We start from the raw sequence: 13,707 nt of genomic DNA on the forward strand, positions 1-13,707 counted from the left end.
AAGCCTTTCCTCAAACGGTTTATGAAGGAAAGGAGTCGGACACTTTGGATAAAGTGATGTCTAACAAAAAAATAATCGCGTTATATGTATTTCCCGCCTTGCTTCTAATTCTGGCTATTGTATATATTCCGATTGTTCTAACGGGTTATTATGGACTGAATAAATGGAATGGCATAGGTGCTCTGACTTTTATCGGATTTGATAACTATAAAGCTTTGCTAACAGACCAAACCTTCTGGAATAGTGCTTGGCATTCTCTGCAGTTAGCGTTGTTTTCTACCCTAAGTCTCATTATTTATTTGGCAATTGCTATGGTATTAGCCGCCCGGATCAAGGGAGCTAACTTGTTTCGCAAAATATATCTGATTCCGATGCTGCTATCGTCCGTTGCGATTGCGCAGCTTTGGCTAAGAATTTATCATCCGACGAACGGAATTGTGAACAGCTTATTAGTATCCATTGGTTTTGCTAATCCTCCTGCATGGCTTGCAGAGCCTACATTAGTTTTGTTTGCTTTATTTATTCCCATTCTGTGGCAATATGCTGGTTTCTATATTCTGATCTATTACGCAGCACTCAAGAATATCCCGACCTCTCTGGAAGAGGCAGCAAAGATTGACGGAGCCTCTGCCTTACAAATCGCTTGGAAAATAAAGCTTCCACTCGCAATGGAAGTCATTAAAGTTACGATTGTTCTGGCCGTTGTAGGTTCTCTGAAGTATTTTGACTTAATCTTTGTTATGACGGATGGAGGTCCTAATGGCTCTAGTGAAGTGATGGCGTCTTATATGTATCATCAGGCTTTTCGGGCTTATGATTTTGGCTACGGGAGCGCAATTGGTTTCTTCCTGCTCGTCATCTGTCTCGTCATTACTTGGGTCATTCGCAAATTAACTGCTACGAAAGATTCGATCCAATACTCATAAGGAGGGGCGCTTCATGATGTCTGGAACTGCAGGAAGGCTAGAAATCGGGCCAAAGCCAGGCGGCGCAGGTGCGGAGATCACACGTAAATTAGGCTACTCATTGCTATATATCGTGTTGATTGCCGTTGCTGCTCTGCAATTGTTTCCGCTTGTATGGCTGCTGTTTTTCTCATTAAAAAATAATCAGGAAGTGTTCAACCTTCCTGCTCTATCGTTGCCGATGAATCCTCATTGGGAGAATTACGCGAAGGTCTGGAATGTAGGGAACATCAACGTGTATTTCTTCAATAGCGTATGGATTACCATCGTGGCTACGGTGTTAACGGTTATCTTCGGGAGCTTGGTTACGTATGCAGTTACCAGGATGAAATGGAAGGGAAGCTCGTTCGTACTGGGATTGTTTATGGTAGCGATGATGATTCCTGTTCACTCCACGCTTATTCCGTTATTTAGTATATTCAATAAGATTGGCTTAACGGATCACCCTTTGTCACTTATTTTGTCTTATGTCGCTTTTAACATGCCGATAACGATTATGATTTTGCTGGGTTTCTATTACGCACTGCCACGCGAAGTGGAAGAGGCTGCAGTAATTGATGGTTGTTCCGTGAACAGAATGTTTTTTAGAATTATACTTCCTATGACAAGCTCGGTGATCGCGACTACAGCCATTATTAATATGATCTATAACTGGAACGAATTTATTTTTGTAAACACATTTATTAGTTCTGATTCTTACAAGACGCTGACCGTGGGGGTGCAAAACTTCATTGGTCAATATACGACGGATTGGGGTGCGATCGGGGCAACGCTTATGATCAGTATTTTGCCTATTCTGATTACATTCCTGTTCCTCAGTAACCGTATCGTTGAGGGAATTGCGGCGGGTTCGGTTAAAGGGTAAGTAGAAAGAAGACCTGAATTTCTCAGCTCGAAAAGCTGAAGAGAATTCCGGTCTTTTTTTTAATCCAATCTAGAATTTTGATTCAATCTTGAAAGCCTCGGGTTAATGGAGGCTATCAAAGATGAACATTCGAAAGGAGAGATTGCTGATGGAACCGGGCTATAAGGATAGAAGTGTTGAAGTGGAGCATAGGGAGGTACAACGGAAATCGGATTCCAGCGTTGTCGCATCTACCTTTATTAAATATGCTGCTTACATTATTATATTTTTTGGTTTTCTGTTCTTTTTGGTTAAATATGTATTTCCTAAGTTTTAATAAGGATTGATTCTTAAGGCGGAGTCTTATTGTTTCTCTGCGATGATCTTTTTTATTACTGCTATAGTTTCTGGTGCAGCATTCTCCAGCATAAACTCAATTGCAGCGAACTGCCGCATAACGTACCTGTGCTCAAGCTTTTCTAAAGGGTTGAAAAAGCCTTCCGGATAATCGATAATCTCCAGATCCCGCTCCGTGACCTGTCCTATGTATTCAAAGGCGTATTCGAATGTACCTTCCGAAATATATAAATCGACGATTTCTTCAATTCGCTTGCGATCAATATGATCCACGACAGTTAGATAATTAGGTGCACTCCAGTAGGCCCCATTTAGACAAGCACCACTTTGGATGTAGTCTTGTCGGATCGCTTCGATGTTCTTGAAGGTGTAGAAATCCGATGCCCAGCGGGAGCGGTCAGGGAATGTGACTATAACATAGAGATTATAATTGTCCTCTTCCTCAGTCCCACTTTCCGGAGACAGCTGTATATGTCTTGTTCTACTGATCATAATTATAAGTCCCCTTTCTTAACAAAAACGGATACCGTCTTTTTAAAAGACGGTATCCGCTGCTTTAAATATGTCCTAGATCTTAATCATCCGAGGCTATAACTTCATCTCATTACTCGATTCCGCAGAATTACGATAAAAGAACCAGCACTCATTCAGCAGCTTGATCTGACGGCGGTCTTTTTTGTAATAAGCTTTCATTAGCTGATGGCAGAGCCACTGTGGCAAGCGAATCCCTCCTCTAACAACTTACGTAAGTTAGAATATGGAGAAATAAGCCTAAAGGTGCGGATTACAGTAGGCTTTCTGCTTCCTCTTCGTACCACTGCTCCAATTGAGCCTGTAGTGCTCGTATCTCAGTAAGCAGGGAGATCAGTGGGTAGTTCTTCTGCTCTTGAACAGAGGCGAAGGCTTGTTCCAATCTATTGATATAATCCAGACCGGACTCCAGGGAGTAATCCTCACGTAACAGATCCAGCGAATCGCACTCGGCGATGGCTAAGGGCAGATCCGGAACATTATCGGCTGTCAGCTTGTCGATTTCTTTGTTCAGGCGTAAATTGAGCGCACTTAGTTGGTACGCATATTCCTCAGGCATTTCCACGAATTGTAGTTCTTGATTTTGCTGCAAAATTACATACCGCATTTTCGGCATTGTTCATTCTCCCTCCGTACTTGTCTTCCTTCTTGACAGTTTAGCCTATGCACAAGTTACAATTCAAGTAGAGATCTTATTTCCCGTGGAAAGGACTTGTGATAGAACGCTATGGAAACTATGAGCAACGAAGAGCTGCAGCTGTGGATTGAGCAGGTATCACGGGACAGCTTTGGCGTGCCGTTTAGGCATAAGGCCAGCTTTAACAGCCGGTTGTCCTCAACGGGCGGCCGATATTTTACCAAAAGCCATAATATAGAGATTAATCCCCATCAGCTTGCCATGTTTGGCAGAGAAGAGACGGAGCGGATTATAAAGCATGAGCTCTGCCATTATCATTTGCATTTGGCTAAGCGAGGGTATATGCATCGTGACGCTGATTTCAAAAGCCTGCTGGCGCAAGTCGGCGGAAGCCGCTACTGTCAGACACTGCCGGGTGCAAAAGCTCGGAAGCCGCTGCCCTATCGATATAAGCTTGTATGCAGTGCCTGTGCCATGGAGTATCCGCGTAAGCGAAAAGTAGACCCTAAGCGTTATCGCTGCGGTAAATGTTCGGGCAAGTTGAAGTTATTTATTTTATAACCAAACCTAATAATCCGACAAAAGAAACAGCTTGCTGAGGCGAAATGATGCATCCTTCTAAATCTTTGATATCCACGATCAAGCCACTGAACTCGCAGTCACTAAGGTCGATCCCATTAAGCTTTGATCCTGACAATGTGGCTTGATCCATATTACACTCGCTGAAGCTGATTTTTTGGAAATTTGACTGATAGTAGTCGGAACTCATTAATGAGCTGTTCTCAAAAGAAACCTGCTTCAGATTAGCGAATCGAAACGTAGCAAAATCCCCGATACAATCTACTACACGAACATTCTGGAATCTGCCTCTTGTAAAGTCTGTGCCGATGAGCTTGCAGTTTCTAAATTCAGTTCGATGAATAATGCCATTCGTAAAATCCACATTGGATAGATCACAGTGATCAAATATCACGTCCATAAGCTCGATCCCAGTTAGGGAGCACTCCGTAATCGTTACATTTTTAAAAATCACGCGATCGAAGCTGACCTTATTAGCCTCTTGATTATCAATAACCGTATCGCTGATGCTGCAACAGCTGAATTCGTCTTTGGTTTGCAGTGAATATATTTGCTCAGGAAGAAGAGAGTCAGGATCTGCTATTTTTGGCGAATCAATTTTGAAATTCATATGTACCTCCGTTTGTTTACTCCTTGCGGGTAGCTAAAACTAACTATCATCGCGTTAAACCGATTTGTCAATCTTCATGAAGGTTGTAGGGATTGGATATCCGTACAAATACACCTTTTTCTGGATAAAATCGCACATCGTTTTGTAAGCGTTCCCAAACTAATATGAAAAGGAAGTCCATATTAATTAGAGGGGGCACATGTATGAAACGAATCAGGTCCGCAATGGCGGGTCTGCTCGCGCTGCTGCTGATTTTTTCAAGCTTGCCTGTAATGGGAACCGGTAGTGGTTCCGTGGGAGCAGAAGGGGTTGGAGGAACAGGCGCTGAGCAAATTCCATCAGGTACGGTACTCATCAAGAATAAGTGGAAAAACAACTTTTTATATGAGACATCCGCAGGAATCGTGCGTTATGGCATGACCAATCCAGCCGATGCTTCAGCGCATTGGACGGTTGAGACGGTGAACGGGCTGTCACGAATCAAGAATGTGAAGACAGGCCATTACATTACAATGGCTGGTAACAACGGCAAAGAGGATTCACTTAAGGCGGCAGAACACCAAGGTTCAGGAAGTGTTGCGGATCAGTGGCTAATCGATACTTCCAATCGCAATGGATACATGATCATCCGAAGTGCGACTGTGCCAGAGGGGAAGTTGGTTATCCACGAGGAGAATCAGCTTGGTTATGCGCAAGTAAGCTCGGATATCAATGTTACGTTTGAGAGTCCGCAGTGGGCTTTTATAGATCTAAATGCAGCACCTGTACGGCTAGAGAGTCGTCTCCGCCCCGGTCAGGTAATGTATGAAAGTGAAGGGAATGTTCTTTACGGTAAACAGCCTGTCAGCAATGAAGCGGCCCAGTGGTATCTTGAATCAGGGACGGATGACGGAACAGTAATGATTCGCAACCGTGCGACAGGTCATTATATTAAGCAAAATGAAGTGACCTGGGCTGGGGTTTTTTCGCAGGAAGTCGATATGGATCACGTGAAGCTAAGTGAATGGGTCCAAGAGCATGCACCAGGCCCTGATGGGACGGGCTTCATTACCCTTCGTAACAGTGGTTTAACTGAAGAGGGGAGTCCATTATGGCTAAATCCACAATTCAGCGATGACAATAATGTGCGATCTAACAGCTGGCCGGGTTCAGCCTCTAATCCAAGCGCGCAGTGGAGAATCGTGCCTATTTCCGAATTACAGCCTGTACGACTGGCAACTTATACGGATGCACAAGTGGCTACAGATTTCTTATATGAATCCGCAAACGGCGAGCTTAAGCATGGAATTATTGCGCCAGATGCCGCTAACACCTCTGACTATCTATGGTATATAGAAGATTATGACGGTAATAAGCGTATCCGTAATGCGGCAACCGATCATTATGTTTCTTATAGTGAAGGTACTGCCAAGGCCTTGCAGATTAGCGGAAGTCAGCCGTCGGATCAATGGATTTTTAATGATTCCGATGATTATGATGATTACCAGACGCTTCAGAATCTCGAAAGCACAGGCATTTATTTGTCTACATTGGGTGGAGAACATGCGGGTGCGATTGGGGATGCGACTTCTTTGAGCGCTCAGTGGCAGCTTTTAGATCCTAACACACCAACTGACGGCACCGTGCCCTATTACCGGATTCAGAATGGCTGGAAGTCATTTTATTGGTATGAGAGTGTTGATGGTCTTTTAAAATATGGAAATATGCAGAAGGACGGCTCCGATCAGTGGCTCGTGGAGAAATATAACGGCCGCAAGCTGTTCAAAAACAAGAAAACAGGCCATTACATGAACACGATGAATATGCCAAATGGCCACCTTCAGGTCACAGAGCTTCCAGACAGAAATCATGTGGAACGAGAATACATCTGGACAGGCAAAAATGTTGGGAACAACACCTACGTAATCAGTAGCGTTCTCGACAAGGAACCTAATAAAATCCCAGAGAAGTATATTTCACTTCAAAACCTCACTAAATATGCTGAGTACGGAGTGATCAATCCAGGTTGGGGCAGTCCGCAGTGGAGATTTGTTCCGGTCACCGAGAAAAAACAAGATTTGTTCCGTTTTCAGCTAGATGCTGTAAATGGAGAGGATCAATATCTTAAGGACGGTCCTTTGCTGACTTCTTCAGCCGCACTAGAGGAATTGCCAGAATCCAAGACGGTTACTGAAGCTGTCTATGCTGACCTGGAATCTGCACACTCTAACGAAAATCTTGCACCTCTAGCTGCTGAGAACGAGGATGTAACAGTAGGCCAGGCTACTTATGGTCCACTTGATTTGAATGACGATTCCTTTGTCTGGCAGCTGCAAGAAATAACCGGCAGCAATGGATCGGTGAAGATAAAAAATAAAGGCACTGGACGCTATCTCTCCCTTGAGCATATAGGTGGGGCTGTAGATGAGATTGATCCTAAAGTTAGCGTTCAGACTTTGCAAACAGTGTACGATGTATGGGCCAGCATTAAGTGGAAGGTTGATATGCAACCGTCCGGTGTGACTACCATTATGAGCTCATGGGCTGGTCACTATATCTATGGTGCGCCTGATGATAACGGCAACCCAATTCTCCGAATCAGTAAAGCTGCAGATACAGCGGAAAAAAGCAGTGCACATTTTACTGCTGAAGCGGTTGAAGCGATTGCTCCGCCGCTGCCTGATTACCCTGTAAGATTCAAGAATGCAAGCAGCGGAGAGTATTTATACGAAAATGAGCATGGGGTTGTTCTGTACGGGCAGCCGTCAGCAGACAATGGATTTTCGCACTGGAATGTATCTGTGCAGGAGGGTAAACAGACGATCACCAACCGGGCAACAGGTCATTTTTTAACGCTGAATGGTGATTATTCATATTTGGAGAGCAGTAGTACAGATCCTGCTGTAGACGGAGCATCCGCCTGGGAAGTAAGCTTGGCTTCCGATTATACACATTACACCATTCGTAGTCTCTTTGGAGAATACGACGATGAATTAATAAACATTGCCAATAAGACAGGATATGCTGAACGTGCGCTTTTGCTAGAAAGTGAGGGTACGGCACTATGGACACTTGAGGCAGCTCCACAGGAGTTTACTACTCCATCTGGAGAACTGCGTAATAACAATACAACAACTCCAGTTCAAGATGATACCAACATCATAACCATTGTACCGAAAGGCATGGCTGGTAAAGTATTGGCCGAAAAAGAGGGGGCTGTCCTATATGCAGATGCTTCCGATATGGCGGCTCAATCCCAGTGGCTGGTCCAGGAGATAAACGGACGCAAACGGATTATGAATGTTCAGACACAACATTATCTTTCGCTCAATGAATCGGGCCAAGTGGTCTTGTTAGCTGCTGGAGATACAGAAAGATCCCAATGGAAGCTGGAAGAGAAGTTAGGTTATGCTCTTCTGCTAAGTGCGAACGGAACAGGTCTTCTTTCTCACAGCACATCGGCTGTTCAGCTTGGTTCTGCTGCAAATGGAACTGATAGTGAGCTCTGGAGCTTCTTACCTATCCCTGCTGATGCAATTTATGCAGGAGGAGAAGCATTCAAAGGGGAACGTGTTATACGGTTTGCAGTCAACGCCCAGCAGGCTGGGGAATACGATGCTGTTATTCGATACAAAAATACCGCTGCTGCCGCAACGGATCTGGCACTAGAGGTGAATGGATTAAACGAAGGGGGCAAGGTTAGTCTTGGCAAGTCTGCCTCTTGGAAGACTATAGCGGTAAAATTGCAGCTTCGTGCAGGCATCAACACGGTTTCTCTAAGCAGTGACAACGTGGATTGGAGTAAAGTAACCCTTGATAGCCTGACCGTAAAAAACAGCGTTAACAAAACATACCGTGGAGCAACGGTTCCATATATCAGCTATGAAGCTGAGGATGCGGCAACAAACGGAACGCTGAGTGGCTCGTCGCGGAAATATCTCAGCATGGCTTCCGAGGCTTCTGGACGACAAGCGGTGGCCTTGAAGAATACGGGAGATTATTTAGAGTTCAAGCTTGCAGAATCAGCTAACTCCATTGTTCTTCGATATTCCATTCCTGATAGTCCAGATGGGGCTGGTGCGGAAGAAACCTTGACTCTATATGTGGATGGAGTTAAGAAGCAGCTTAAGCTGACATCCAGATATGCTTGGGAATATGGCAGCTACCCATGGTCAAATGACCCTCGCCAAGGCAGTGGACACCGCTTCTTTGACGAAATCCATGCTCTGATCGGCGATGCTCCTGCCGGAGCAACTATTCGCTTAGAGAAGGGAACAGAAGACAACGCAGCTTCTTACGTCATTGACCTGGTGGATATGGAGCAGGTTGCCCCTGAGTTGGCTCGCCCGGACGGATTTATTTCCGTAACGGATTTTGGAGCGGCAGCGAATGATGAGGGAGATGATACCGCAGCCTTCAAGGCAGCCCTTGCCGAAGCGAATGCGACAGGTAAAGGTGTGTGGTTCCCGGCGGGTACCTTTAATGTCGGTGAGGGTCTGCTGGATCTGGATACCGCTGAAATACGTGGTGCCGGCATGTGGTATACGGTTCTGAATGGAGCTAAGTTTTATGGTCACGGCGGTAAGGTTGGTGTTTACGATCTGATGATTGAAGGCGGCATTAACGAACGGGATGATGAAGCGATCACCAACGCTTTTCATGGTGCTTTTGGCCAAGGTTCGATTATACAGAACGTTTGGATAGAACATACCAAAGCAGGCTTGTGGTTAACTCAGCCGATGGGTGAAAAGGCGCGTACGAATGGTCTGTACATGGCAGGTCTGCGGATCCGCAATCTTATGGCAGACGGAATTAACTTTGCCGTAGGGACTGGCAACAGCATGATGGAACAAAGTGACATCCGCTATCCAGGGGATGATGGAATCGCAATGTGGTCGTTTACTGACGGCAAGTTGACGGATGTGAATGGTACGGAACGTACACCGAGCTATAACAACACGGCACGTTTTAATACGGTATCCTTGCCTTGGTTAGCGGATAACATTGTAGTCTTTGGGGGGAAAGATAACAAAGTCCAGGACAACGTGGTAAAAGACACTGTGACTAATGGAGCCGGGATTGCAGTGTCCACCCGTTTCACCGCCGAGCCATTCCAAGGAACAACGATTGTGGAGCGAAATACCTTGCTTAGAACTGGCAGTTACGATTCCGGTTACGGCGTGAATCTGGGTGCGTTATGGCTTTATGCTGGTGAGAGTGATCTGAAAGGAAAAGTACTCATTCGCAACAATACAGCACTGGACAGCACTTATTCGGGGCTGATTGCTCAAGGTGATCTAGAGGGAGATACTCTCACTTCCATTGATGGAGTTGTGCTGACGAATAATGTATTGGATGGCGCAGGTACAAGCGGTATAGAAGTTACGAAAAATCTGAAGGGGAGTCTGCTGGTCGACAACATGATTATTCGTGGCGAACGGATGAACCTACTGACCAATGCCTCTCCTGATTTAAGCATTAAAGAACAAAATCAAGGAATAGCCTCAGCCATTAAACCGTTCTCTATCAAACTAGTAGATGGACAGAGCGGGCCTGTGGTATTAGAGCAGGGTAAGTCAGCTACGCTTAAGGTACTAGATAAACAAGGCAGAGATCTTACCGCACAAGCTACTCTAAATATTATGAGCAATGAGATTGCTACATTTACCAACGACAGTCTTAATGGAATTAAAGCGGGTATCACAGACTTCACGGTAACTGTGGGCAGCGATAAGAGGGGATATACAATTGAGGTGCTATCACTTGGCGGGACAGATCCTGTAGACCCGATCGATCCTGTGGATCCAACAAGTACTCCTAGTCCAACGAATACTCCAGAACCAACAAGTACTCCTGGTCCAACAGACCCTACAGGGTCAGTGAACCCTGTTCAACCCGGCACACCGACGGCTACACCAGCACCTACGCCAGCAGCTAATCATGATGCGCAGCTAAAAGCTAAGGCGACTGCAGGGCAGGCTGTTATCGAGATTTCAGCTAACGGTGACGGCACAGCCCGGTTTAGTGCAGATGCTTTACGTAAGGCGGCGGCACTTAGCCCCAAAGCTGTGCTTGTTATTGAAAGTGGGGGGATGAGCTACCGCTTCCCGTTAGAGCTTGTGGAGAGTGTGCTCAAAGCCGCACAAATGCCGACAGGCACACTGGAGTTCAATGTAAATTTGCTAAGCGGAAAAGGATTGGAACAACTGCTTGCCAAAGCTAAGCAGCAAGGCTTTACTGTGCAAGGAACACCGGCTAATTTCACTCTAAAGGTAACGGATGGAAAAACCTCTGTAGCAGCAAGCGGGTTCGGTACCACTTATGTAGATCGTACATTTATGCTTAAGGAGGCGCTGGATGCGAAGACAGGTGTAGTCCTTATTTACGATGAACAGACGGGTTCCTTCCGTTATGTACCGGCATTGTATGAGCTCGTTAATGGGATGACCAAGGTTACGGTTAAGAGCAGTATTGCGAGCGGTGTATTTGTCGCTGCGCTGCACCCTGTGACTTTTGGAGATATTTCCACACATTGGGCGAGAAATGAGATTGAGAGACTTGCCAGCCGACTGATCTTGACCGGACAATCCACAGATACCTTTGCACCTCAGAAATCTGTCAGTCGTGCCGAGTTCGCAGCTATGCTGATTCGATCGTTAGGTCTTGTAGCTGCGAACACGACGAAGACCTTCAGTGATGTGTCCGATTTATCTTGGTATGCAGCGGACGCCAGAGCTGCTGCAGCCTTAGGACTGGTTCAAGGCTATGAGGATGGAACCTTCCGTCCGAACGCCCCTATTACACGGGAGCAAATGGCTGTTATGGCAGCCAGAGCAATGAAGCTGCTGAACCTAGAAGCTGAAGGATCTGGAACAAACGATGCTACAGATGTTTTCACAGACGCTTCAACTATTTCCTCATGGGCTAAAGAAGCAGTGTCTGACCTGGCTGCAAAAGGTATTATGAAAGGTCAACCATCAGGAAGCTTTGCACCTAGCAGTGATACTAGCCGTGCAGAAGCCGCCATAATTCTTGTCCGGTTGCTTAGAGCAGCTGAATTATTGAATTAGCTACCGCAGTAGAAGCTACAATATGGCATAAGTAAAAAGACAGCAGAGCAGCGATCCTCCGGTTATTGGAGGATCGCTGCTCTGCGTTTTTGACGATGGCTGGTCTGCTATAAAAGCTTATGAGCAAGCGAAAGCTCATTGGCTTTGAGTAACCCAATCACTTGCATAAACACCAACACCAACATCGACACCTGCACCAACACCAACATCGCCGAGCTATCATTGGCTGAGGCTTGCGGACCCCAATGACGCTATTGGCAAGTTTTTAGCCTTTTGGGCAGGGTTTCGGACTCAAGTGATGCTATTCGTTCGAAAGAGGCTCATATTTGGTGTTTTTCGTGCCAATAGAGGCAATGGGGTCCGATAGTATGCCAAATATGCGATTATGCTGAGTATAAGGTCAACTGGGTCCGATAGTAGCTTCATATCCGATTCCGATACAGACTTATTTCAGTTTTCCCATCGATAGATTGACTCTGTAATTTCCGAACTTCAGCAGTTCGTCGAGAAAGCTATTCAACTCCTTTTGGCTTCCGGTACGAACACGTATCCAGTAGCAGCCTTCTCCGCTGACCCTATGTATTTCTTTTACACTATCATGCTGCTTTGCGAATGTCTGAAAGGCTGGGTGAACCGTATTCGAACCCAAAAAAACAGTAATAAAGGCATGAATAGTCTCCCCAACCTTATCCGGATTCCAGCGGACCGTGTAGCCTTCAATCACTCCGGTGTCCTGCATTTTGCGAATACGTGCGCCCACAGCCTGACCGGTCATATGCACTTGCTGCCCAATATCTTTGTGACTGATCGTGGAATCTTCAATTAGAAGCTGCAGGATGCGAAAATCCACATCATCTATAAAATAAGAACTCATTATTATCTAAAATCCTTTCTGCGTGAAAGTAGAACAGGCCAATCTTTTTCCAATCTCAATGTATTCTGTTTTAAGGTCCAACTATAATTAATTGTAGCAGAAGATAACTGAAAGAAAGAAGGGCTTCCGATGAAAATACAGCATATCCGCAACGCGACCCTATGGCTAGAGTATGGTGGCAGTACATTTTTAATTGATCCTATGTTGAGTGAACAGGGTGCTAATCCGCCTATTTTTAATACTGAAAATGATCGCCGCAATCCGCTCGTTCCTTTGCCGGGAGCCGTAGAACAATGGCTGAGTCCTAATGCAATTCTTGTCACACATCTTCATCAGGATCATTGGGATGCTGCTGCCATTTCTTTGTTGCCGCATGATCTACCACTATTATGTCAGGAAGGAGATGGAGATAAATTAGCGAAGCAGGGGTTTGAGCATACCACGGAAATTAGCGGTTCACTGACGTTTAATGGAATAACTATAACACGTACTGATGGACGGCATGGCACTGGAGTGACTGGTAAACTTATGGGTAAGGTATCCGGGTTTGTGTTTCAGGCGGAAGGCGAACCTGTTCTATATGTGGCTGGGGATACGATTTGGTGTGATAAGGTGAGAATGGCATTGGAGGTTTTTAAACCTGAGGTGACCGTTGTGAATGCTGGTGGTGCGCAGTTTTTAAGCGGATGCCATATTACAATGAATGAGCAGGATGTCGTAGACCTATGTGAATATGCTCCTTCTACTAAAGTGATTGCTGTGCACATGGACGCCATTAACCATTGTTTGGTTACCCGAGATAAGCTAAAAGCTCATTTAGAGAAGGAATCGTTGGGGGATCGGGTACAGCTTCCGCAGGATGGAGAATGGTGTAATCTATAGACGGAGAGGGATGGAAATCTCTTTAAAAAATCTAGCAAGCGGCCGAATAATAGCATAAATTTGAAAACGATCACAAAAATTATTTTGCCCGCTTGACTAGACCTTGAAATCATGATAAATTAATTCATGTTCACTTGTAATGTTCCCTGATAGCTCAGTTGGTAGAGCACTCGACTGTTAATCGAGTTGTCACAGGTTCGAGTCCTGTTCGGGGAGCCATTTTCATGGAGAGATACCCAAGTGGCTATAAGGGGACCCTCTGCTAAGGGGTTAGACTGCGTAAGCGGTGCGTGGGTTCGAATCCCACTCTCTCCGTTCTGAATTACATAAGAAGAGCTTCCATTCTGGGAGCTCTTTTTTTGTTGTGTAAATTTATTTT

At 45.4% G+C, this 13,707-nt stretch carries 11 protein-coding genes and 2 tRNA genes; 8 read left to right on the forward strand and 5 right to left on the reverse strand.

The features are described 5' to 3' along the window. Nucleotides 1-44: 44 nt before the first annotated feature. The 3 genes from NST58_RS06130 to NST58_RS06140 all read left to right on the forward strand — a co-directional run bounded on the left by NST58_RS06130 (nt 45) and on the right by NST58_RS06140 (nt 2,146). Complete coding sequence (locus tag NST58_RS06130) at nt 45-926, forward strand: sugar ABC transporter permease (RefSeq protein ID WP_036686803.1); 882 nt, start codon at nt 45-47, stop codon at nt 924-926. Between the two features lie 13 nt (nt 927-939). Beyond that, nucleotides 940-1,830, forward strand: a complete 891-nt coding sequence (locus tag NST58_RS06135; RefSeq protein WP_076187513.1) for a carbohydrate ABC transporter permease — start codon at nt 940-942, stop codon at nt 1,828-1,830. Between the two features lie 121 nt (nt 1,831-1,951). Beyond that, complete coding sequence (locus tag NST58_RS06140) at nt 1,952-2,146, forward strand: hypothetical protein (protein WP_036686806.1); 195 nt, start codon at nt 1,952-1,954, stop codon at nt 2,144-2,146. A gap of 26 nt (nt 2,147-2,172) precedes the next feature. Here the strand turns inward: NST58_RS06140 and NST58_RS06145 are convergent, their stop codons facing one another. From NST58_RS06145 to NST58_RS06155, 3 genes are all read right to left on the reverse strand, one after another. Continuing rightward, nucleotides 2,173-2,658, reverse strand: a complete 486-nt coding sequence (locus tag NST58_RS06145; RefSeq protein ID WP_076280204.1) for a hypothetical protein — start codon at nt 2,656-2,658, stop codon at nt 2,173-2,175. A 96-nt stretch (nt 2,659-2,754) separates the two neighbouring features. Then, entirely contained in the window at nt 2,755-2,886 is a 132-nt protein-coding gene (gene cmpA, locus NST58_RS06150; RefSeq protein ID WP_094903512.1) for a cortex morphogenetic protein CmpA, read from the reverse strand. 64 nt (nt 2,887-2,950) lie between these two features. Beyond that, the gene (locus tag NST58_RS06155; RefSeq protein ID WP_036686808.1) at nt 2,951-3,313 is read right to left on the reverse strand and encodes a hypothetical protein; all 363 of its coding nucleotides are present in this window, start codon (nt 3,311-3,313) and stop codon (nt 2,951-2,953) included. Nucleotides 3,314-3,433: 120 nt separating this feature from the next. Between NST58_RS06155 and NST58_RS06160 the strand changes: the two genes are divergently transcribed. Then, entirely contained in the window at nt 3,434-3,895 is a 462-nt protein-coding gene (locus NST58_RS06160; protein WP_081383508.1) for a SprT family protein, read from the forward strand. Here the strand turns inward: NST58_RS06160 and NST58_RS06165 are convergent. Then, entirely contained in the window at nt 3,885-4,523 is a 639-nt protein-coding gene (locus NST58_RS06165) for a pentapeptide repeat-containing protein (RefSeq protein WP_076219628.1), read from the reverse strand. The genes NST58_RS06160 and NST58_RS06165 overlap by 11 nt on opposite strands. A 203-nt stretch (nt 4,524-4,726) precedes the next feature. Between NST58_RS06165 and NST58_RS06170 the strand changes: the two genes are divergently transcribed. Next, nucleotides 4,727-11,572: an S-layer homology domain-containing protein gene (locus NST58_RS06170; protein WP_339246750.1), complete on the forward strand. Its 6,846-nt coding sequence runs from the start codon at nt 4,727-4,729 to the stop codon at nt 11,570-11,572. Nucleotides 11,573-12,017: 445 nt separating this feature from the next. Here the strand turns inward: NST58_RS06170 and NST58_RS06175 are convergent, their stop codons facing one another. Continuing rightward, entirely contained in the window at nt 12,018-12,446 is a 429-nt protein-coding gene (locus tag NST58_RS06175; protein WP_038569079.1) for an Lrp/AsnC family transcriptional regulator, read from the reverse strand. Between the two features lie 129 nt (nt 12,447-12,575). On the opposite strand from NST58_RS06175, the gene NST58_RS06180 reads away from it, so the two are divergent. From NST58_RS06180 to NST58_RS06190, 3 genes are all read left to right on the forward strand, one after another. Then, on the forward strand, nt 12,576-13,328 hold the full coding sequence (locus NST58_RS06180; RefSeq protein WP_248547870.1) for an MBL fold metallo-hydrolase: 753 nt from the start codon (nt 12,576-12,578) through the stop codon (nt 13,326-13,328). Nucleotides 13,329-13,471: 143 nt separating this feature from the next. Further along, nucleotides 13,472-13,547 (forward strand) — tRNA-Asn (locus NST58_RS06185). 7 nt (nt 13,548-13,554) lie between these two features. Further along, nucleotides 13,555-13,643: transfer RNA gene (locus tag NST58_RS06190), tRNA-Ser, on the forward strand. Nucleotides 13,644-13,707 lie beyond the last annotated feature (64 nt).

Source organism: Paenibacillus sp. FSL R10-2796 (genome assembly GCF_037965315.1).
Lineage (GTDB): Bacteria > Bacillota > Bacilli > Paenibacillales > Paenibacillaceae > Paenibacillus_AQ > Paenibacillus_AQ odorifer.